The organism is Wenyingzhuangia sp. 2_MG-2023 (assembly GCF_030548295.1).
Taxonomy (GTDB): Bacteria; Bacteroidota; Bacteroidia; order Flavobacteriales; family Flavobacteriaceae; genus Wenyingzhuangia.
On record NZ_JAUOSB010000021.1, the window covers coordinates 15,724 to 38,805 of the forward strand.

At 32.4% G+C, this 23,082-nt stretch carries 17 protein-coding genes; 11 read left to right on the top strand and 6 right to left on the bottom strand.

Annotated features, from left to right (window positions below):
- Positions 1-8: 8 nt before the first annotated feature.
- The 3 genes from Q4548_RS14675 to Q4548_RS14685 all read right to left on the bottom strand — a co-directional run bounded on the left by Q4548_RS14675 (position 9) and on the right by Q4548_RS14685 (position 5,488).
- Entirely contained in the window at positions 9-3,374 is a 3,366-nt protein-coding gene (locus Q4548_RS14675) for a TonB-dependent receptor (RefSeq protein WP_303456223.1), read from the bottom strand.
- Between the two features lie 127 nt (positions 3,375-3,501).
- Positions 3,502-4,695 carry a FecR family protein gene (locus tag Q4548_RS14680; RefSeq protein WP_303456224.1) on the bottom strand — a complete coding sequence of 398 codons (1,194 nt, stop codon included), beginning with the start codon at positions 4,693-4,695 and terminating at the stop codon, positions 3,502-3,504.
- Positions 4,696-4,843: 148 nt separating this feature from the next.
- Positions 4,844-5,488 carry an RNA polymerase sigma factor gene (locus Q4548_RS14685; RefSeq protein ID WP_303456225.1) on the bottom strand — a complete coding sequence of 215 codons (645 nt, stop codon included), beginning with the start codon at positions 5,486-5,488 and terminating at the stop codon, positions 4,844-4,846.
- 319 nt (positions 5,489-5,807) lie between these two features.
- Between Q4548_RS14685 and Q4548_RS14690 the strand changes: the two genes are divergently transcribed.
- A complete protein-coding gene (locus tag Q4548_RS14690; RefSeq protein WP_303456226.1) occupies positions 5,808-6,422 on the top strand; it encodes a Crp/Fnr family transcriptional regulator in 615 nt (204 codons plus the stop codon).
- A 70-nt stretch (positions 6,423-6,492) separates the two neighbouring features.
- Here the strand turns inward: Q4548_RS14690 and Q4548_RS14695 are convergent, their stop codons facing one another.
- Positions 6,493-7,524 carry an alkaline phosphatase D family protein gene (locus tag Q4548_RS14695; protein WP_303456227.1) on the bottom strand — a complete coding sequence of 344 codons (1,032 nt, stop codon included), beginning with the start codon at positions 7,522-7,524 and terminating at the stop codon, positions 6,493-6,495.
- A gap of 11 nt (positions 7,525-7,535) precedes the next feature.
- Positions 7,536-10,682, bottom strand: coding sequence for a carboxypeptidase regulatory-like domain-containing protein (locus tag Q4548_RS14700; protein WP_303456228.1), 3,147 nt, complete (start codon positions 10,680-10,682; stop codon positions 7,536-7,538).
- 255 nt (positions 10,683-10,937) lie between these two features.
- Here Q4548_RS14700 and Q4548_RS14705 point away from each other — a divergent pair, with 255 nt between their 5' ends.
- The 10 genes from Q4548_RS14705 (at position 10,938) to Q4548_RS14745 (ending at position 22,422) form a co-directional block, all read left to right on the top strand.
- Positions 10,938-11,540: a YkgJ family cysteine cluster protein gene (locus Q4548_RS14705; protein ID WP_303456230.1), complete on the top strand. Its 603-nt coding sequence runs from the start codon at positions 10,938-10,940 to the stop codon at positions 11,538-11,540.
- 201 nt (positions 11,541-11,741) lie between these two features.
- Entirely contained in the window at positions 11,742-12,254 is a 513-nt protein-coding gene (locus Q4548_RS14710; protein WP_303456232.1) for a hypothetical protein, read from the top strand.
- 325 nt (positions 12,255-12,579) lie between these two features.
- Entirely contained in the window at positions 12,580-13,692 is a 1,113-nt protein-coding gene (locus tag Q4548_RS14715; RefSeq protein WP_303456233.1) for a Fic family protein, read from the top strand.
- A 36-nt stretch (positions 13,693-13,728) separates the two neighbouring features.
- A complete protein-coding gene (locus Q4548_RS17240; RefSeq protein WP_369281300.1) occupies positions 13,729-13,875 on the top strand; it encodes a type II toxin-antitoxin system PemK/MazF family toxin in 147 nt (48 codons plus the stop codon).
- A 115-nt stretch (positions 13,876-13,990) separates the two neighbouring features.
- Complete coding sequence (blaOXA, locus tag Q4548_RS14720; protein WP_408068637.1) at positions 13,991-14,791, top strand: class D beta-lactamase; 801 nt, start codon at positions 13,991-13,993, stop codon at positions 14,789-14,791.
- 68 nt (positions 14,792-14,859) lie between these two features.
- Positions 14,860-15,180, top strand: a complete 321-nt coding sequence (locus tag Q4548_RS14725; RefSeq protein WP_303456236.1) for a DUF6660 family protein — start codon at positions 14,860-14,862, stop codon at positions 15,178-15,180.
- Between the two features lie 73 nt (positions 15,181-15,253).
- Positions 15,254-19,570 (top strand): CusA/CzcA family heavy metal efflux RND transporter, encoded by a 4,317-nt coding sequence (locus tag Q4548_RS14730; protein ID WP_303456238.1) that lies wholly within the window; start codon positions 15,254-15,256, stop codon positions 19,568-19,570.
- 9 nt (positions 19,571-19,579) lie between these two features.
- A complete protein-coding gene (locus tag Q4548_RS14735; protein ID WP_303456240.1) occupies positions 19,580-20,785 on the top strand; it encodes an efflux RND transporter periplasmic adaptor subunit in 1,206 nt (401 codons plus the stop codon).
- A 147-nt stretch (positions 20,786-20,932) separates the two neighbouring features.
- Entirely contained in the window at positions 20,933-21,604 is a 672-nt protein-coding gene (gene modB, locus Q4548_RS14740) for a molybdate ABC transporter permease subunit (RefSeq protein ID WP_303456241.1), read from the top strand.
- Positions 21,601-22,422 carry an ATP-binding cassette domain-containing protein gene (locus tag Q4548_RS14745; protein ID WP_303456242.1) on the top strand — a complete coding sequence of 274 codons (822 nt, stop codon included), beginning with the start codon at positions 21,601-21,603 and terminating at the stop codon, positions 22,420-22,422. The genes modB and Q4548_RS14745 overlap by 4 nt, the downstream gene beginning before the upstream one ends.
- Here the strand turns inward: Q4548_RS14745 and Q4548_RS14750 are convergent.
- Positions 22,419-23,018, bottom strand: coding sequence for a nitroreductase family protein (locus Q4548_RS14750; RefSeq protein WP_303456243.1), 600 nt, complete (start codon positions 23,016-23,018; stop codon positions 22,419-22,421). The genes Q4548_RS14745 and Q4548_RS14750 overlap by 4 nt on opposite strands.
- Positions 23,019-23,082 lie beyond the last annotated feature (64 nt).

Genomic DNA, 23,082 nt, shown 5'->3' on the forward strand with positions numbered 1-23,082 from the left:
AAACTAATTTAAAATTTAACATTAAGCCCTAAAGAGAAGGTTCTAACCGATGGGTACCTCCCTCTATCAATTCCTATATCTAGAGGACTACCTCCCCCTGATCTACTAGAATTATCGATACCTACTTCAGGATCTAAACCATCATACTTAGTAAAAGTTAATAAGTTTTGAGCAGATACATAAAAGCGTACATCACTAATAAATGTTTTTGTCAACACATTTTTAGGTAACGCATATCCTAACTGTATATTTTTTAATCTCATATATGATCCATCTTTCACAAACCTACTTGACATCTGTGTATTGTTTCCTTGACTTGCAAAACTAGCTCTAGGCATTGTGTTAGAGGTTCCTGGTCCTGTCCATCTATCTAAAACACTTGTGTTAGAATTAGATGCCAAATCTCCAATCATCCAATAATCTGTTGAGTTAAAAATTTTATTTCCTTGACTTCCTTGGAAAAATGCAGAAAAATCAAATTGCTTATAATTCATGTCAATGTTAATTCCATACGTAAATTTTGGAAATGGTGATCCTATATACGTTCTATCATTATCATCTATTTTTCCATCTCCATTTAAGTCTTTATATTTTACATCTCCAGGTTTGGTTCCTGTAAAATGAGCATTGTTGTCTATTTCTGCTTGGTTTTGAAAAATCCCTTCCATTTTGTAGCCATAAAAAGAGGCTAACGGATGACCTGCTTCTGTTCTACTTATGTTTTTGAATGTATTTCCTTTCCCTGTTTGGATAAGACTCCCATCTCCTGATAATTCTAATACTTTATTTTTAATAAAAGAGACATTACCTCCTATATTAAAAGAAAAATCTTCTATTGTTTTTCTGTAATTAGCTGTCAATTCTAATCCTTTATTTCTTACATTTCCCAAATTAGAATATGGATTTTGTGCAAAACCAGCTGTAGCGACAATAGGCGATGCTAATAACATATTACTTGTTTGTTTAACAAAATATTCTGCTGTAAATGTTATTGAATTATGAAACAACGCCATGTCTAAACCAATATTACTAGTTTTTGTTGTTTCCCACTGTAAATTAGCATTCCCAGGTCTAAGTGGTGCAGCTCCTAAAGAAGTTGATTCATCTTTACCAAATAAATTATTAGTCTGACCAATTGCTACTGTGTTAAAAGTAACTGTATTTGGTATATTTTGATTACCAGTTTCTCCCCAGCCTGCACGTAATTTTAATTGATTAATAGCACTTATGTGATAAAATTTTTCTTTGTGGATATTCCACGCTAATGCTAAGGATGGAAATTGTGCCCATTTGTTATTAGATCCAAAACGGGTAGACCCATCAAAACGATAAGTTCCAGTAAATAAATATCGATTATCGTAGCTATAATTTACTCTTCCAAAAAATGATAATAATTTAGATGAACTTATATTTCCCCCATTTCTAGCTGAAGAGATATCTCCTGATCCTAATGTTGGGTTTGCAACACTGGCAGGAATTCCATTTCTGAATCCATTTAAACTATTAGAATTCAAATTTTGAATTTCTTGTCCTAACATAGCATTAAAACTATGTTTTTTGCTAAATGTTTTATTATAGTTTAACGTATTTGATAAAATTAGCACTTGATTTTGTGATCTACTTGCTGTGTAAGTACTTGATGGCTGACTCAATGTTGGTCCTACATTATAAGATTTACGAAAGTTATCAACACTTGTATTATTAACCTGTAATCCAAAATTTGATCTAAAATTTAATCCTCTTATAATTTCTGCTTCCAAAAATAAATTCCCAAAGAAACTTTCTCTTACTTGAGGTGTTTGTTGATATTTAATCAATCCCATCGGATTTACAGCCTGGGGAGCATTCATTGGAGTCGATTCTTTTCCATCTACGTTGTAAAAAGGAGTCACAGGATCCATTAAATAACCACTAAAAGCAGCTTTATTTGATGAATTATTACCATAATTAGGCACTGAATTTCTATCAGACTTCGCGTATTGAATGTTGTGTCCTATTTTTATATTTGGTTTTATTTGATAAGTATTGTTAACTCTAAAATTTGTTCTCTTGTATTTTGTATTTTTTACAATACCATCTTGATTTATATAACCAAAAGACACAAAATAAGTAGATTTATCTGTTCCTCCAGAAACAGACAATTGATGATTTTGCATAATGGCAGATTTGTACACTGCATCTTTCCAATTGTAATTTTTTAAAGAAGAAAGATCTGCAAACATTGGAGCTTTTCCATCATTAGCATTTGCTTCATTGTACATTTTTGCATATTGAGTAGCATTTAATACCTTTAAGTTTTGTATTTTACTCTGAACACCAACATAAGTTTTATAACTAATAACAGGAGTTCCTTTTTTACCTTTTTTGGTAGTGATTAAAATCACTCCATTGGCCCCTCTAGAACCATAAATTGCAGTTGCCGATGCATCTTTTAACACCTCTACAGATTCTGCATCTTCCATATTAATGGTCGAAACATCATTGATAGGCACTCCATCAACCACATATAAAGGACCAGCTCCATTAACAGTTCCTACTCCTCTAATATTTACTGTGGGTGTAGCTCCTGGAGCTCCTGAACTCTTAGAAACCGTAACTCCTGCTGCTCTACCCTGAATGGCTTGTGCTAAATTTGTGTTTTGAGTTTTGTTTATTTCTTCTGTATTTACAGATGATAATGCCCCTGTTACATCTGATTTTTTTACAGAACCATACCCTACCATTACTACAGCATCTAGCTCACTTACATCTTGTTCTAAAGCAACATTGATGGTTGTTTGATTTCCTACAATCACTTCTTTATCCTTGTAACCTACATAAGAAAACACCAATACTGCGTTCTTTGTGTTTACAGCAATTTGATAATTTCCATCAAAATCTGTAATCACTCCTTGATTGGTTCCTTTTACAACAACATTGGCTCCAGGCACTGGCATTCCTCCATCATCTTTTACAACTCCTTTTATGGTTACCCCCTGTTGCAATGATTTGTTTTTAAGAGTATTATTTTTTGTTTTTCTTGTCAGAACAATCTGTTCTTCTAACACCTTAAAACCAATTTCGGTATTGAAAAACATTTTACCTAAAACAGACTCAACAAGTTCATCGTGAGCAAAAACGCTTACTTTTTGGTTCAAGTCTATTTCTTCTTTGCTGTAAAAGAAACTATAATCAGTACTCGATTCTATTTTTTGAATGATCTGTAAAATGGTAGCAGAATCTTCTTCTAGCGTAACTTTTTTATTTTGAGAATAGCTGTTTTTAGCTTGGATTTGAAATACACTTATTACTAAAAATAGAAGGGAAATTTTCATTTTTAAATCAAATTGTAAAAAGGCATAGCGATGCCCCTTCAAATTGTCTTTTTTTTTCATAATTTTGAATGATTTTTGTTTATTAATCGGACTTAAATCTTTTTCAATCGGAAGATGTTGCCGCATCTTCCGATTTCTTTGTTTTTCTTACGGACTCATATTCTTTTTTATTTGGTTACTATTTTGTTTAATTGGTTATGACAACATTTTTTTCTTTGATTGTGTAATTGAAGTGAGTATGCTCTCTAAAAATTCTAAGCACATCCTCTAAAGATTCTTTCTTAAAGATTCCTGTAAATTTTTTACCGTTTAGTTCTGTGTATTGATTGATAATTTTAACATCGTATTTTCTTTCCAATCTTTTTACAATCACATCAAAAGAATCGTCCATAAATACTAGATTTTCATCAGTCCAAGCTGTATATTTTGAAACATCTACTTTAGAAACACCAATTGCATCGTTCTTAAACAAAGCTCTATAGCCAGGTTTTATAAGGGTCGGATGATCTTTTCCTTCTCCATTAGCCTTGTAAACTCCTACACTACCTTCTACCAATACCGTAGCTATTTTATGCTCATTTTTATAACAAGAAACATTGAATTTGGTTCCATAAACCCTCGTATTCATTTTGTTTGTTACCACCGTAAATGCATTCTTTTTATCTTTTGCTACCTCAAAAAATGCTTCTCCTTCCAAATACACATTTCTAGGAGTATTTTTTAAAAAACGAACAGGGTATCTTAACTTTGTACCCGCATTTAGTTTTACACGAGATCCATCGGACAATTCTAATTCAAATATTCTTCCATAGGGAACCGTTATTTTATTGTACACCAACTTATTATCTAAATCCTTTTCAGCGTTTTTGTAAGACAACGTATTTTTATCACTTACTACTGCTTTGGTTTTATTGGTAATTGTTTCTGAATTTACTTCGTCTAAAAACACAATGCTTCCATCTTCTAATTCTAATGTAATTCTGTTACTGGCAATTGTTTTTGAACTTTCTTTCATCCAAATAGAATTGAAATAATAAGCTGTAAAACCTAAAGCAAACAACCCAATAAAAACTGCTGCAATTTTTAACAAATTTGAAATCTCATATCGTCCTTTATTCTGCTTTTTGAAACCTTTGTGCACTCCCCTATTTTCAATAATGGTTCTCCAAATAGCATCAACCTCTTTTTTTGACAACTTGTCTTCATCACGATCTAGCAACAAAACAAGTCTTTTTGCTTTTTTTACCGTTTCTCTTTTTTCTGGGTGATCTGTCAACCAATCTGCCCAAAATTTATTTGCCATGGCATTCGGTTCAAAAACCCACATCTGAAAGTAGGGATCGCTTGCAAAATCTTCTATGGAATAATTATTGTACTTCATTTATTGTTGTGATAGTAAGGTCCTTGTATTAGTATAGAGACTAAAAAATAAATTTTACTCACAAAAAAAATGGTTTTTTTATCAAAAAACCATTTTAAACCACGTACAAATATCAAATCCTCACAAAAACAAGGACTTAGGTATACTTTTAAATATTAAGAAATAAAATTAAAAAGATCAAAAACTCTTTCAGTGTTTTTAAAGTTCTAGACAATAAGTTGTATGCCTGTTTTTTATCAATGTCCATTATTTCCATAATTTCTTCGTAACTAAGACGAGCATAATATTTTAAAAAAACAATCTCTCTTTGCTTGGGTTGCAATTTTTCTAAGCCAATTTTTAACGATTGTTTCTCAAAATCCAAACGTTGTTTTTCTATCAAACTAAACTCTACAGACTCCGATTCATAATTAATCGTTTCTACATTTTCATTCTTATTAAAAATTTTATGGTACTTAACTTGTTGCTTGATCAACTTTCTTCTAAGACTGGTAAACAAGTAGGATTTTATAGATTTTACTTCGGATAACTTTTCTTTGGTATCCCATAATTCAATAAACAAATCCTGAACAGCATCTTTTACAATACTTTTATCGTAGACAATTTTCAATCCATAAGTATAAAGTCTACCTACATGATCTTCGTAAATTTTTGCAAAAGCAGTTTCACTTCCCAATTGAAATTCCTGCCACAAAACTAGATCACTCACTTTGTGTTTCTTCAACACAACATGCGACTCCTTTTTATCATTTGCATGATAACGTTCTGTATTCAATTCTTTTAAATTTCCCATTTAAATAGTACGGATTTCAACAAAATGTATTTGCATAAAATTAAAAAAAAGATATTGAAATTTAACAAAAACATAAATATTTATCCTTTTTTGTTTGCATAAATTTTACACGAAACTGATTTTCACACACCAAAACAATCTTTATTTTCATACTGATTCACAAATAGCTATGGTTTCAATTTTTTAACAAACAAGCCTTAAAAAACACCATTCTATAAGGTAGCTAAACACAAAAACCTATCCTAGTGTTAACACAAAACTAACTCGATTTTAATATGCTATAAATAAATTGCAACTCTTTATTTTCTGACAAAAAACTATGATCAACCTACAATCTGCCACTATTAGAAAGTTTTCTAATTTTAATGTTTTTGAGCATTTAAGAGAAACTCACCCAGATATAGATTCGTATGTAAGTGAAACTATTAAACTAAAAGGAAACAACATATACAAAGCTGTTTATAAGTCTAAAAAAATATATGAAATTGTTAGAGGTGCTGTAAAATTAGGAAGCTACAACCAAGAAGGAACACCATTTGTGTATGATGTAATTGGAAATGGCGATTTTTTTGGAAATTTTGAATACCTAAACAACAATCAGTTTTACGAATATTCCAAAACAATTGTAGATTGCAAACTGCGTGTTTATGATTTAGACTTTATCAAAGAAGCCATTTTACAAGATCCTATTCTTACAGATTGGTTTATCCGCTATTTGGTAAAACGCTGGTGCAATGCAGAAAAAAAGGTAAAAATGTCTAACGAAAAAGGAACATTAGAAAAGCTACGCTATCTTAAAAGTTATTTCAACAATAAAATTCACGACTATGTAGGTGATGAATATATTTTATTTGATTTATTAACTCAAAAAGATTTAGGAGATTTAATTGGAACTACCCGTCAGAGCATTGCACAAGCTTTAGAAAAAGTTTAAAAAATAAGGGGAACCAAGTATGGCTCCCCTTATACTTTCACAAAATTTAAACTTGTTTTAATACAATGAATTATGGATATACTTGTATTATTTCTTGTTGAATTTTATCATGATCTCCTCGCATTTGCATCGTAACTTTTTTCTCATCAAAATTAAATTTTAAAACTCCAAAGCTATTGGTATGCACAACCTTACCTACTCTAAGCGGATTGTATTCTTTGGTAAAGTTTTTACTTGCATGCGTTAATCCACTTGAGGTAAAATCTATTAAAGGGTAGTTTATACTTTCTACATCTATTTTAGAAAATTCTGATATGTGTCTATCTCCAGATAAAATGATGACATTTTTAGCTTTTGACCCTGCTATTACACCAAACAATCTTTCTCTTTCATTCGGAAAATTTCCCCACTTTTCATAAGGATGTTCTGCTGGAATTACCTGAATGCTACTCATTACAACATTAAAATTTGCCGTTGAATTTTTTAATTCTAAGTTTAGCCAATTCCATTGCTCTTCTCCTAGAATAGTTCTCCCTACTTGTTCACCTAATTTATCAGCTTTTGAGATTCCTGTTCTAAAATAACGCGTATCTAACAATACAACTTTTACACTTCCTTTATCAGTTGTAAACATCTCTGATGCGTATACTCCTTCTTGAGTTCTTCTAGGAGAATCTTTAGGTACTCCAAAAAAATCTAACATCAATTGCTGACTTTCTTTCTTTTTGGGAAATTCTACTCCAGCATCGTTTTTTCCAAAATCATGATCGTCCCAAGTTCCAATTACTTTAGTGTTTTTAACTACCTCAGCGTATCCATTTTGTTGATGTTGCAACTCATAATCCAATTTAATTTTATTCATGTCTTGAGAATCACCATAAATATTATCTCCTCCCCAAATCCATACATCTGGATTCAATTTCAGTACATCATCCCACAAAAAATTTTCTTTGCTAGGCTTGTTGCAAGAACCAAATGTAATTGTAAAATCAGAAGATGTTTCCGTTTTGTTAGTAGAACTTACAAGTGTTGTTGCCTTATTTTCATTGCTTTTACACGACAATAAAAAAACCGATATGAGTATTAAAAATATATTTTTCATGTTATTTTTTTTTAAAATGAATATCTAGCTCCTAATTGTAACCTCCAAGGTGTTCCTCCAATTGGTTCTGTTCCTGCTCCTGTTTGTACTTCGTAACTATAGCTCTTTGTGGTTGGATCAAATCCGTTGACACGCATAAAGTCTCTATTTCCTAAATTGTGATTTACACCCCAATCTTTGTTTAACAAGTTAGCAACGTTAAATACATCTGCAGAAAACTCTAATTTATGAGATTTGAACAATTTCACATCTTTTGTCAAACGCATATCTAGTGTAAAATAAAATGGGTTTTTACCTCCATTTCTTTTTGCATACCCTCCAAAACTGCTTCTTAAATAATCTTTAAAACTTTCAGATGTTTCTGGATCGTTTAAAATTTCATTGTAAGCATTTGCTATTTCTGCTGGAGTATTTGCATCATTAGGATCGTAGATGTAAGCAATGTCATTTCTTAAATTGTAATCTCCGTTGGCACTTGTATTATCATCAACCATTAAAGAATACCTAGAACCTCCAGAACCAATAGCTGTCAACCCTAGTTTAAATCCTTTCCAAGTTGGTGTAGCACCATTTACAATTACTTTGGTATCAAAATGATTGTCAGAATATCCGTAGTTCAAATCTCTAGGATCTCCCTCAACAGGTAAAAAAGTAGAAGTATTGGCCACACAACAGTTGTAAGATGAGTTGTCTTTTGTTTTGTTAAACGTAACACTTGCATTTACATATCCATCTTTTCCTAATTTAGATCCTGCATTTACAACCAATGCTGATTGATCTAAAATTCCATCAGAAGTTAGTAACAGAGCTCTACCTACTTTGTCAGATTTTCTTGATGCTGTCCAATCTACCTGACCGTTAGCTCCAATAGTATTTGCGGGTACAAAAACTTTTCGACCATCAGCAGTAGTAAAATATGGTTCATCAACCAAATTAGCTTCTTGATAAGTATAATAATCTTTGGTGTGACTTAAAAGTGCATTCACACCAACATATATTCCGTTGTCAAAAAAGTGTGTATAACTTATATTTCCTTTAAAAACAGTAGGTACTTCAAAATCATCACTTACAGCATTGATGGTAGAAAAAGGTGTTTCTCCTGCTGGAACTCCTGGAACTGTAGTGACATCTTTACGGTATTTATCAAACTCTGGGGTAGGTACTTTGTCTCCTGTAACATCTATAGCTCCTAAAAGCATTCCACTATTTTGAACGTTATTTACCTGTGCGTAATAATGTGGTTGAGATGAAAACATCCCTCCTCCAACTCTAAGAATGTCTTTGTCTTGCCCCTTGATATTCCATGTAAATTGCAAACGTGGTTGAATGTTGTTTAAATCGCTAGGCTTATTATCTGTTCTTATTCCTAACTCCTCATAAACTACAGGATTGAATTTTCCTGCTTCAGAAAAAATGGTAGCATCCCATCTAAGCCCCGCCACTACATTTACATCTTCATGAATGTTAAAATCTGCTTCTGCAAACAAAGACAAATCGTACACATTTTGTTTTACCAACGGTGGCGTTCCTTCTAAAGGCACTTCTCTAGCATAACGACTTGCATTTAAATTTTCAAAATCATCTAAAGAATCAAAGAAAAATCTACCATTTTGCTCGTTAGACAACAATGTTTCCAAATGCGTAATGGTATTGTCTGTACCAAAAGTAAAGTTTACGTTGTCTAGGTTTACATATGTGGTGTTGGTAATGTGAAATTGATTCTCTAAGTTGGTTTCTGGAGAATAACGTTGTCCTCCTATTTGAATATCTCTAGATCTTGTGTTTCCGTTTGGCAATACAGATGATACCTCTACAATAGCACGTGGAATGTTTGCACTAGGCAATAATGGGCTTGGTTGATAAGCTCTTTCTGCATGTTGGTATTGCAACTTAAATTCATTGGTAACTTCTGATGATAATTTAGAACGTAAAGAAAGTAAGATGCTGTTTTCTTGAGATTCAAAATCTGACCAAGACTCCGCAATTTCATAATCGGAATTGTCACTTGAGTTCATAGGACTGTTGTATTTGTTAAACAAATTACGAAGCGTTAAACGATGCTTGTCATTAATTTGCCAATCCAATCTTACAAACAAGTTGTTTGCCGTTGTTTTACGATCAAATTGTCCTACTTGTTGTGCATTACTAACTCCGTATTTGGTTCTAGCAATGTCTAAAAACCTGTCTAAATTATCTTTAGAAATTCCTAACAAGTTTTCATCCTCTTCACTTTGTATGTCTGCAATAGTTACAGGGCTCCCAGCATCTTGTCTTTCGTAAGTAGCAAAAAAATGAAGTTTATCTTTAATAATTGGACCTCCTACACTAAACCCTGTTTGTAAAGTATAAAAATCTGCATTTCTATCTTGTCCTCTAATATTATACTTGCTTTGCAAAGCATCTGCTCTGTAGTAAGAAAAAGCACTTCCGTGAAACTCATTGGTTCCAGATTTTGTTACAACGTTTAAAGCACCACCGCCTTGACGACCTTGCGTTACGCTATAATCATTGGTAGAAACCTCAAATTCTCTAACAGCTTCTTGAGAAATGGTAAAAGGACCACCACCTACTTCACCAGCCGTTAATGTATTTCTTGCATTGGCACCATCAATTGTAATGTTTGTAGAGGTTCTACGTTGCCCCCCTAAGTTCATAGATCCACCACCTTGCAAAGGAGACAAACTAGTCAACCTTGTAAAATTTCTACCTTCTGATGGTAAATTTTCTATTTGTTGACTGCTAATTTTGGTAGAAGAACCTATTTGCTTGATGCGTTTTGAGATTCCTGAACTTTTAAGCACCACCGTTTCTAAATTGTTCAAACTTTCTTCCATCACAATTTTTAGGATGACTTCATCATTTTGATTCAAAATAAGATCGTGTCTGGTAACACTAGAAAATCCAATATATGATGCCTTAAACACATACGGACCTCCTAAAGGAAGTTGCTGTAGAATAAAATCTCCTTCCATGTTAGAGCTGACTCCTGTTTTAAATCCTGTAGCAGTGTTTTGCACCAATACAGTAACTCCTGGCAGGGGTTCACCTTTGTTGTCTGTAAACGTTCCTTTGATCGATGCATTTGTCGATTGAGAAAAAACGTTTGTTGAACTGAATAAAATTACAAATAGGATTGTAACAATTTTAATAGTTTTCATTTTATAAGTTTGTTTATTTTGATGCAACAAAACTATTTATAGCCTCAACAAGCAGGATGTTAATTTTTAACACCATCTCAAACTTAACATTATGTTTAAGGTTTTATAACCTTGAAAAAAACGTAAAAAAAGCAATTTAATCACGCAATACATTCAACAAAAAATCTAAACGCTACTAATCTGCACCAAAAGACTTTCTTTTTAAGAATAAATTCAAATACATCAACTTAATAAGTATACCTTCGGTAAAAAGTAATGTCGATAGAGCAAAGAGTACAATTGGTAGAACATCTTTTTCATCAATTAGAGCTAGAAAGTGCTCAGTTTCAAAAAGCATCTGGAATGAGTTGTGTTTCTGGTTGTGGTAAATGTTGTTCGCACCCTAATATAGAAGCTTCTCCTTTGGAGTTTTTACCTTGGGCATTTCACTTATTTTTAAATGGAGAAGCAGAAAAAACACTGCAAATACTCAAACAAACACAAACTACAAATTGCATTGTTTACAAATCTCTATCTGTTATAGACCAAGGCCGATGTAGCGCTTATCAATACCGAGGCTTGATTTGTAGATTGTTTGGATTTGCTGCCAACACCGATAAATATGGTAGTTTAAGATTGGCTACATGTAAAATTATCAAAGAAGGACAAGCAGATAAGTACAACTCTACCTCCCAAGCCATTGCAAAAGGACTGTATGTGCCTGTGTTTACCGAATATTACATGCAATTGAACCAAATAGATTTTAACTTAGGCAACAAGCTACTCTCCATAAACAAAGCTCTTAAAATGGCTTTAGAAGAAGTGTTGCAGTACTACACTTACAGAACGTCTCCTGATTCTGAAAAAAAGTGTGGCTAAAAACATTTCTACTTCTCTTAACAATTCTTAGTTTTTTCTAAAAAAACCGGTATCAACTGACTAAAAAACAATACTTTTAGACTGATAAAACAACTAAAAATGAAGTTATCCTTAAATATTGACGGGATGACATTACGTTTGGTGAGTTTATAACGAGTTGTATTTCATACTTCATCAATAATTAAAATTTTAAAATAAAGCATGAATTTATCTTCTGAAATTTTTAATACAATAAATATCGTTATTGGAGCTGGTTGTGCTTTAATTGGAGCATATTTTCAAACAAGATTTAATGATAAAAACAAGAAAAAATATTTATTATCTGAAAAACTAGAACGTACTTATTCTCTTTGTCAAGATATTTATGATGGTCATAAAAGGGAAATTTCTAATATTGAAAATAACTTACCCGAAAATACAAATAAATTTTTAGAGAACAGAAAACACCCTGGGAAAGAAACAAGTGAATTAAAAATGTTAATCAAAAGTTATCATCCTGAAATTAATTATTTATTAAAGGATTTAAATAAATCTCATTCTATTTTGAAAAAAAATGCTTTAACAATTGAAGAAAAAATTAGAGTATATAAAACTATTTCAGATGAAGAATTGATAGTTTTGAATAATGAACTTAATGAAGAAATTATAAATTTAGGGAAAACATTAAATATAATTAAAGACAAAATATCTAATAGTCTACACAAGCTGATATAGTAAAATTACGCAAATACAACACCGGCTAAACTTAATGCGGGTTCTGTGCTTTCTCAAAGTTTTGTGTATATTTACTAAGTCGCCAAATCTTGTTTCTTTGGCTTAGTTAAAACCAAAGAAACAAATCCAAACAAAAAGCTTCGGCTTAGTCCAGTCCGAAAATCTTGGCGATTTTCTTCCCGCACAAAGCCTAGCCAAAACCGTTGGATTTAAGGTAAAATCACACGAGTGCGGTGAAAAAACACCATAATCACCGCAATAAATAATGAGTTTATTTTTCATATGCGATAAATAAGATTTATATTCACCGCATAATAAGCGGATAATGAAACCATATATACATCAAAAAGAAGATTGGCCAAATTTTAATTGGAATAATGAAGAAATCCTAACTCTATTAGGAGAAGTCAGAAATTTACAAGGAAAAATAATTGGTAAAATGGAAACTCTTGGTTTCGACTTAAAAAACGAAGCTGTACTTGAAACTTTAACTCTTGATGTAATAAAATCCACAGAAATAGAAGGAGAGGTATTAAATCCTGGACAAGTACGTTCATCAGTCGCAAGACGTTTAGGAATGGAAATTGAGAACTCTGTTTTTTCAGAAAGAAATGTAGATGGTGTTGTAGATATGTTAATAGATGCAACTCAAAATTTTGAATCCAAATTAACTAAAGAAAGATTATTTGATTGGCATTATTCATTGTTCCCAACTGGACGAAGTGGAATGTATAAAATATTAATTGGTAATTGGAGAGAAGATACAACAGGGCCAATGCAAGTTGTTTCAGGAGCATTAGGAAAAGAAAAAGTTCATTTCGAAGCTCCTAAATCTAATATCTTGGATAAGGAAATGGAAGCATTTCTAAATTGGCTAAACTCAGATATTAAGATAGACCCTGTTTTAAAAGCTGGTATTGGACATTTATGGTTTATTACAATTCATCCTTTTGAAGATGGAAATGGACGTATTGCAAGAGCTACAACAGATTTATTATTATCAAGAGCAGATGGAATAGCACAAAGATATTATAGCATGTCTTCACAAATTAGAATTGAGAGAAAACAATATTATGATATTCTTGAGAAAACTCAACAAGGAACACTAGACATTACAAATTGGCTTTCTTGGTTTTTAGAATGTTTATTAAATTCTTTAAAAGCATCAAATACTGTTTTAGAGAAAGTTCTTTACAAACATAAATTTTGGAATAAAAATGCAAAGATAGTTAATAACGAAAGACAGAAATTAATGTTGAATAAGTTATTAGATGGTTTTGATGGTAAATTGACATCCTCAAAATGGGCTAAAATAACCAAATGTTCTTCTGACACAGCATTGAGAGATATTCAAGATTTAATGAAAAAAGAAATATTAAAAAAAGAACAAGCTGGAGGAAGAAGTACAAACTATGAATTGATAAAAATCATGGAATAAAACCCTACAGCCTACAACAGCTAAAAAACAGTTGAAATCAAACACAATGATAAAATTAGGTGGATTGCTGTTGACCAAATCAGAACAGTAGATAAAACAAGAATTGTAAAACGTTTAGGAAAAATGTATAAACCTGAAATAAAAGAATTCAAATTAGTAACAAAAGAAACTTTTGTAAATTAAAAAAACTAAAGCTAACACAGCTAAACTTAGTTCAAATTCTGTTTCTTTCTCAAAGTTTTGTGCACATCCATCAAGTAGCTAAACCCCAACCAAAACCGTTGGCAGCCATATGAAAATCAAAATATTAAACATTATTTCAGCCATAATTATTTTAGTTTCTTGTAATGAAAAAACTACAACAAAGGAAATACACAAGTCCGAATTTCAATCAATTATCGATTCAAGTAATGTAAATGGATCTATTCTAATTTATGATTCGCAGAAAGATTTATTTTATTCGAATAACTTTGTTTGGGCTAAAACTGGGCGGTTACCCGCATCTACATTTAAAATTCCGAATTCTATAATTGCTTTAGAAACTAAGGTTGTAGAAAATGATAGTACATTATTCAAATGGAATGGAGAAAAAAGAGCTTATAAAATCTGGGAACAAGATTTAATATTAAGAAATGCTTTTCAATATTCTTGTGTTCCGTGTTATCAAGAAATTGCTAATAAAATTGGAGAAAAAAGAATGAATGAATATCTTAAAAAACTCCAATTTGGAGATATGAATGTTACTTCTAAAAATTTAGATTTATTTTGGTTAGAAGGAAAATCAAGAATTAATCAATTTCAACAAATAGATTTTTTAAAACGTCTTGTTAATTCAGAGTTGAAAATTTCTAAAAGAACTGAAGAAATTCTAAAAAGGATCTCTTTTATTGAAGAAAACGAAAGATATAAATTATATGGAAAAACAGGTTTATCAATTAGAAATGGAAATTATAACGGTTGGTTTGTAGGTTATCATAAATCGAAAACCAACACTTATTTTTTTGCTATTAACATTGAACCTAATGAAAATACGAATAAAGAATTATTTCCAAATTTGAGAAAAGAAATCACTCTTAAAGCTTTAGAGTTAATGAAATAAATTCAATTACAACTCTGAACTACTTTCCAAACATTTCTCAAAGATACTTTTGTATATTTGAAAACGAAATGAGATTTAGCACCTTCATATTATCCATCCTTATATTAGCAATGGCAATAATGCCTTGTGAAGATGCTGTGGATACACTTTGGGAACAAGAATCTATAACACATTATAAAGATTCTTCTCACAATCATCTACCTCAGCATGAAGATGAATGTACTCCTTTTTGCATCTGTCAGTGTTGTGGAACCTCAATCTCATTACCTATTTTAATTGCTTTTGAAGAAACAAACGCAGCTGATTGGTTTTCTGACTCTTTTCATTATTCTTCATTATACTCTTTTGATTATCAGAACGGTGTATGGCATCCGCCAATCTTAAGTTAAACTTTTATTGCAAGGATTTTTATGTCCTTTTTTTTAGAATTTTTTAAAGTTTAACTTCTTAAATCACATATTTATGTTCGATAAGATCATTGCTTATTCCGTACAGAATAAGTTTGTTATAGGGTTATTTGTAGCAGCCCTAACTCTTTGGGGTGTGTTTTCACTCCGTCAGCTACCCATAGATGCCGTTCCTGACATCACCAACAATCAGGTTCAAATTATTACCGTTTCGCCAACATTGGCCACACAAGAAGTGGAACAATTCATTACAACACCCGTAGAATTGTCCTTACAAAATCTTCAAAAAGTAGAAGAAATAAGATCCATTTCTCGTTTTGGTTTGTCTGTAATTACCGTTGTTTTTCAAGAAAACTATGATATTTATTTAGCCAGACAACTCGTTACTGAACGTATCAAAGAAGCCCAAAACAATATTCCTGATGGATTGGGATCTCCCGAGCTAGCTCCAATTTCAACGGGATTGGGAGAAATATACCAATACGTAGTAAGACCCAAAAAAGGGTTTGAAAATCAATATACCGCTTCTGATTTAAGAACCATTCAAGATTGGATTGTTAAAAGACAACTCTTGGGAATTGAAGGTGTGGCAGAAATCAATTCCATGGGTGGTTTCTTAAAACAATACGAAGTAGCCATCAATCCAACTCTTTTAAAAGCTGTGGGTGTAAGCATTACAGATGTGTTTTCTGCCCTAGAAAAAAGCAATGAAAATACTGGAGGTGCGTACATAGAAAAAAACGCTAATGCTTATTACATTCGTTCCGAAGGATTGGCAAAATCTCTTAATGATATTGGAAATATCGTGGTAAAAAAAATGGGGAATACTCCTATTCTTATCAAAAACGTTGCAGATGTTCAGTACGGAAAAGCCCCTCGTTATGGTGCTTTGGTTCGTGATGGTGAAGAAGTAGTTGGTGGAAAAGTAATGATGTTTAAAGGTGCCAACTCTTCCGAAGTTACAGAATTGGTAAAAGAAAAAGTTGTACAGATTCAAAAATCTTTGCCCAAAGGAGTTGTGATAGAGCCTTATTTGGTTCGTGACAAATTGGTCTCTACTGCCATCGGAACTGTAGAAAAAAACCTGATTGAAGGAGGATTGATAGTTGTGTTCATCTTGGTGCTTTTTTTAGGAAATTGGAGAGCAGGATTGATTGTTGCTTCCGTCATTCCTTTTGCTATGTTGTTCACCGTTTCTATGATGAATCTTTTAGGAATTTCTGCAAACTTGATGAGTTTGGGTGCTATAGATTTTGGATTGATTGTAGATGGTGCCGTTATTATTGTGGAAGCAATTGTTCATAGATTGCATTTAAAACATTCGGGGAAATTGTTGAGTCAGCAAGAAATGGATAATGAAGTGATTGTTTCTTCTCAAAAAATAAGAAGTTCTGCTGCTTTTGGAGAAATCATTATTTTAATGGTCTACATTCCCATACTTGCATTGGTCGGTATTGAAGGAAAAATGTTCAAACCCATGGCTCAAACAGTCATGCTGGCTATTACCGGAGCATTGATTTTATCTTTGACCTACGTGCCTATGATGACTGCTCTTTTTCTGCATAAAAACATCACTCAAAAAAGAACTATTGCAGATAAAATTGTAGCTTTTTTTCAAAGAAACTATACTCCTATTCTACACAAAGCTCTAAAACACAAACAGCTATTTGTAGGTACTACTTTGTTTCTATTTCTCATCAGCGTTTTTGTATTTGGTAAAATGGGTGGAGAATTTATTCCAACTCTTGAAGAGGGAGATTTGGCTATGCAACATATTTTACCTCCTGGAGGTTCTCTTACACAAAGCATAGAAACTTCTAAAATGATACAAAAAAAATTATTAAAGGAGTTTCCAGAAATCACAGATATTGTTTCTAATATAGGTTCTGCTGAAATTCCCACAGACCCAATGCCTATTGAAGTTGCCGATTATGTTTTGGTGATGAAACCTAAAAAAGAATGGACTTCTGCCAGCAACAGACAAGATATGTTTGAAAAAATAGAGACTATTTTGAAAGACATTCCTGGAGTCGGTTTTGAATTTTCGCAACCTATTCAAATGCGTTTCAATGAATTAATGACAGGAACTAAGGCCGATATTGCTATTAAATTGTACGGAGATGATTTGGATGAAATGTTTCTAAAAGCTAGTGAAGCTGAAAAAATCATCAAACAAATAGCTGGAGTTGCCACAGTAAATGTTGAACAAACTGTGGGAATGCCTCAAATTATGATCAATTATCAATACGAAAAAATGGCTCAATATGGGTTGCATGTAAAAGATGTAAATCAAATTGTTAGAACGGCCTTTGCAGGAGAAAAAGCGGGTGTAATTTACGAAGGAGAAAAAAGATTTGATTTGGTAGTGAGGTTGAATCAGCAAAACCGTGTAGGTATAGAAGACATTCAAAATCTATTTGTAACACTAGACAATGGAACACAAATTCCTCTTAACAATATTGCTACCATTGATTTGGTGAATGCTCCTATGCAAATTTCTAGAGAAAACACCAATAGGAGAATTGTTATTGGCGTAAATGTTGGAGATACAGATGTGGAATCTTTAGTTGGTAAAATTCAATCCAAATTAGAAGACAATATAAAACTACCCGCAGGTTATTATTTTAGCTATGGAGGGCAATTTGAAAATTTAAAAGCAGCCAACCAAAGACTTTCTGTTGCTTTGCCCATTGCCTTAGCGTTGATTTTTATTTTGCTCTATTTTACGTTTGGCTCCCTCTCTCAGGCTGCTTTAATTTTTACAGCCATTCCCTTGTCCGCTATTGGTGGAGTTTGGGCTTTGCAACTTAGAGGCATGCCTTTTAGTATTTCTGCTGGTATTGGTTTTATTGCGTTGTTTGGAGTTGCTGTACTGAATGGTATTGTGCTTATTGGCTATTTTAACCAACTAAAAAATGAAGGAATGAAAGATATTACAGAGAGAATTTTAACGGGTACAAAAGTAAGATTACGACCTGTTTTAATGACTGCGGCTGTAGCTTCATTTGGTTTTTTACCTATGGCCCTTTCCAACTCTGGAGGTGCTGAAGTACAGAGACCATTGGCAACTGTGGTTATTGGTGGATTGATAAGTGCTACATTTTTAACTTTGGTGATTTTGCCTATATTTTATTATTGGTTGGAAAACTGGAATCTAAAAAAATCGCTACGTATTTCTAAAACTAAAACGTTGAGTATTTTGCTGCTTTTAGGTGCAACTGTTTCCTCTCTAGGACAAGAAAAATCTCCTCTAGAACTACATCGTGCTGTAGAAATAGCTATTGAAAATCACCCAACAATCAAAGCAGCTAATTTGAGTTTAGAAAAAGAACAGTCACTCCAAAATTTAAAATACAATTTAGGAAATACAGACTTCCTCTATCAAGGTGATGGTTTGGTAGATAGAGACTTTGGACAACAAGTAAATCAAATTGGTTTCATTCAAAACTTTCCAACGCTCAGCATTACCAAAAGCAACAACAAACTACAAGATGAATTGACTGCAAAAAGCAGGTATGCTCAACAACTAACAGCCAACGAATTGAAATGGAATGTAAAACAGCTTTATTTTGAGATTCAACATCAAAAAGAATTGAAAAAATTGTTTACCAATCTTTCTGAAACTTATGACCATTATTACAAAATAGCTAAAGTAAGAGTGACAGCAGGTGCCACAAATGCTATTGAAGAATTGTCATTAAAGGCCAAAAGAAATGAATATTCATTGTTGTTAAAACAAGTAAACATTCAACTAAATCATCTTAACCAAAAGTTTCAATACACGCTAAACTCAAAAGAGCCTATCACTACCAAAACACCTTTAACAGCCATTAGCTACAGCAAAATTTCGGATGTAAATTCCACTCTGTTTGTACAGCAAAGCAAACAGAATATTGCCATTGAACAAGCCAAAGTAAATGTGATAAAATCTGAATTAAAACCTAATTTCAGTTTGGGGTACGCATCACAAAACTATTACGAAGGAGGTCGATTCAATGCCGTAAAAGCAGGAGTCTCCATTCCCTTATTTAACGGTCAAACAAAAAGAAAAGTAGAAGCACAAAAAATGCAAATAGACATTGCCAACTATCAATATGAAAGTGAAGTTTTGACTTTGCAACAAAAATTGACAGAAGCAGAAAGCATTATTTTGGTTTACAATGAAGGAATGCAGTTTTACAAAGAACAACTACAAACCATCAATCCAGAAATTGTAAGAATTGCAAAATTAAATTATCAATCTGGAGAATTGTCTTATCTAGAATTGTTGAACACCTTAGAGTTAATGGCATCCAATCATAAAAATTATTGGAACCAATTAGCAGCGTACAACAAAGCTGTGGCAGATTATCAATTTCTTACAAATCAATAAAAACACACCATGAAAAACACTATAAATTATACACTAATTATCACCATTTTTCTCGCTAACATCCTTATTTCTTGTGGAAAATCCTCTAAAGAAAATCCTAAGACTATAGAAACAGAACATCATTCCTCAGAAAAAGAAGAACATCACGATGATGAAATTCATTTGACTCAAAAACAAATAGAAACCATTGGTTTGGAATTTGGTGCACTTTCTTCTTTAAAAGTAAACGATTACGTAAAAGCAACTGGAGTTCTAGGATTGCCGCCAAATGCACAAGCTTCTGTTGCCGCAAAAGCAGCAGGAATTGTTACGGAAGTTAAAAAATTAGTGGAAGGAGATTATCTTGAGAAAGGCGAATTTATTGCATACGTAGAAAATCCAGATTTTATTGTAAAACAACAAGAATATTTGGAAGCCAAAGCACAATTGAAACTCAAAAAATTAGATTTGATACGACAACAAACTTTGGTAAAAGCAAATGCAGGAGTTGCCAAAAATCTTGAAAATGTAGAAGCAGAAGTAGCAATTTTAGAAGCAAAATCTACAGGATTGTCCAAACAGCTTTCTTATTTAGGAATTTCAACAAAAAACCTTACTCCATCTAATATACAACAGCAAATTTCTATAACTGTGCCCATGAGTGGTTACGTGTCTAACATTGCAATTCACAACGGAATGTACACACAACCCACAGTGCCTTTGATAGAAATTATATCTTCCAAACACTTACACTTAGAATTAGACGTGTTTGAAAAAGACATTGCAGAAATAAAAGTAGCTCAAAAAATAAGTTATAACATTCCTGCATTAGGAACTAAAATTTATGAAGGAGAAGTAAGTGTTATTGGTAAGGAATTTAACAACCTATCCAAAACAGTTCGTGTTCACGGTCATTTGGACGGAGACAAACCCTTATTTCTTAAAGATTTGTTCATCAATGCAAAAATATGGCTCAATGATAAAATTGTTACGGCTGCTCCAGAAAGTGCCATTATCAAAGACGGAAAAAATATGTTTATTTATGTAGCCAAAAAAGAAGACAATAATGATGAAACACAATTTCAAAAAATAAAAGTGATTTCAGGAGCAACTCATAACGGATATACTGCCGTAAAGCTTTTGGATGAGATTCCAGATGGGATGAATATCGTCACCAAAGGAGCGTATTATGTGTATGCACAATCTAAATCTAGTGAACTAGCACACGAACATTAAAAGACAAAGACAACACCTTATTTTTACTCAAAAAAGTAAGGTGTTATTTTTAACCAATTACAAACAAAAAGGAGTGTTTAATAAAAACTAAATTCATAATTAATCCTTAACTTTAAAGATTCGGACATTTGATAACTTTGAGAATTTATGGACTTGACTCCTTTGCTATTGACCTTTAAATTGGCTGCCATTACAACACTTCTGTTGTTTTTTTTGGCCATACCTCTGTGTTATTGGTTGGTGCAAACACGTTCCAAACTAAAGCCTTTTGTAGAAACTGTGGTTAGTTTGCCTTTGGTTTTGCCTCCTACTGTTTTAGGATTTTATTTTTTACTGTTCTTAGGTTCTAACACCTCTCTAGGTCTATGGATTCAAAACACTTTTGGTATTTCTTTGGTTTTTTCTTTTACAGGATTGGTCATTGCATCCTTGTTGTATAGTTTGCCTTTTATGGTCCATCCTATTCAAGCAGGGTTGACATCTTTGTCCAAATCTTATGTAGAAACAGGACAATTGATGGGGAAATCTAGATTTGTGATTTTATGTAAAATTTTATTACCCAACATCAAACCTGCTATTCTTACAGGAGTGGTATTGACCTTTGCACATACCATAGGAGAATTTGGTGTAGTGTTGATGATTGGTGGAAATATTCCCAACCAAACAAAAGTTGCCTCTATAGCTATTTACGACGAAGTAGAATCTCTAAATTACGCAACTGCCAATCTCTATTCTTTGATTTTATTAGGGATTTCTTTTGCTATTTTATTAACAGTATACCTTGTAAATGGTGGCTATTTAAAAAGAGTTGTACGATGATTCGATGTCAATTTCAAAAAACTTACGGTTCGGGAAAACAAACTTTTCATCTGAACATCAAAGCTTCCTTTCAATCCAATGCCATCAATATCTTATTTGGTCCGTCGGGAGCAGGAAAAACATCTTTGCTTCGTTTGATTAGTGGTTTGGACAAAGTAGATGAAGGATCGGTATCAGTAGATCGTGTAGATTGGATAAATACGCAAACCAAAACATTTATGCCTTTGGCTCAAAGAAACATTGCCTATGTGTTTCAAGATTACGGTTTGTTTCCTAATATGACCGTATTGAAGAATTTAAAATTTGTTCAGAAAAAAATTCCTCAACAATTGTTTAATGATGTGATTGCTACTTTAGAAATCAAACATTTACTAATGGTAAAACCCAACGAACTTTCTGGAGGTCAAAAACAACGAATTGCTTTGGCAAGAGCCTTGGTGCAAGAACCTAAATTACTCTTACTAGACGAACCTTTAACAGCCTTAGATGAAACGTTAAGGAACAAATTACAAACGTATTTGGTCTATTTGCAGCAGAAATATCAATTTACTGTTATTATGGTGAGTCACAACTTACAAGAAGTACTAAAAATTGCAGATCGTGTGTGTGTTATCAATTATGGAGAAATTATAGAAGAAGGAAAACCTACCATTTTGATTTCTAAAAACACTCAAAATACGTTAAAAGCAACCGTTTTAGACATGGAAAAAGAAAGAATTACCGTTAGAGTTGGCATACAACAAATTAAGATTGACAAAAAACAAATTGTCAATCTCGATTTTCAAAAAGGTGACGAGGTAGAGATTCAGATTTCTTAAAAAACACGAACAACCTCTTGTAAAGATTTTCTTGATTTGGGTTTCTTTTCCAATTGATTAAAATCCTCTGTATCTCTCACACCAATAGCAACAGCTAAAACAGTTGTGTAATTTTTGTTTCCAAGAATCTTATCATATGGATCGGGTTCTATTCCTTCCATAGGAGTTGCATCTATTTGCATAGAAGCACAGGCACTTAAAAGCATCCCCAAAGCAATGTATACCTGCTTTTCCATCCATATTTTCACTTCTTTCTCAGAATGTGTGTCTGCATATTCCTTGTAAAATTCCATAGCATACTCTGGCAATCTGCTTTTCAATTCTTTATAAAACACAGCAAGGTTGTTTACAGTTCTAAAAACAACCAATGTGTCACAATCTTGAACTTTAGCTGTATTGTGTTTAGAGAATACTGCTAATTTGTCTTTCATTTCTTGATCTCCTATAAAAACAAATTCCCAAGGTTGGCTGTTGATAGACGAAGGACAAAGTCTTAAAATTTCTTGAAGTTCTTCAATTTTACGACTTTCTATTTTTTTAGAATTATCGTATTTTTTTGTAGTGTAACGATTCTGAATGTGATTTATAAAATTCATACAATTGTTTTTTTAACTCAGAAGTAAATGTACTAAAGAAAATAAAAAATCAACATGCTCCTTT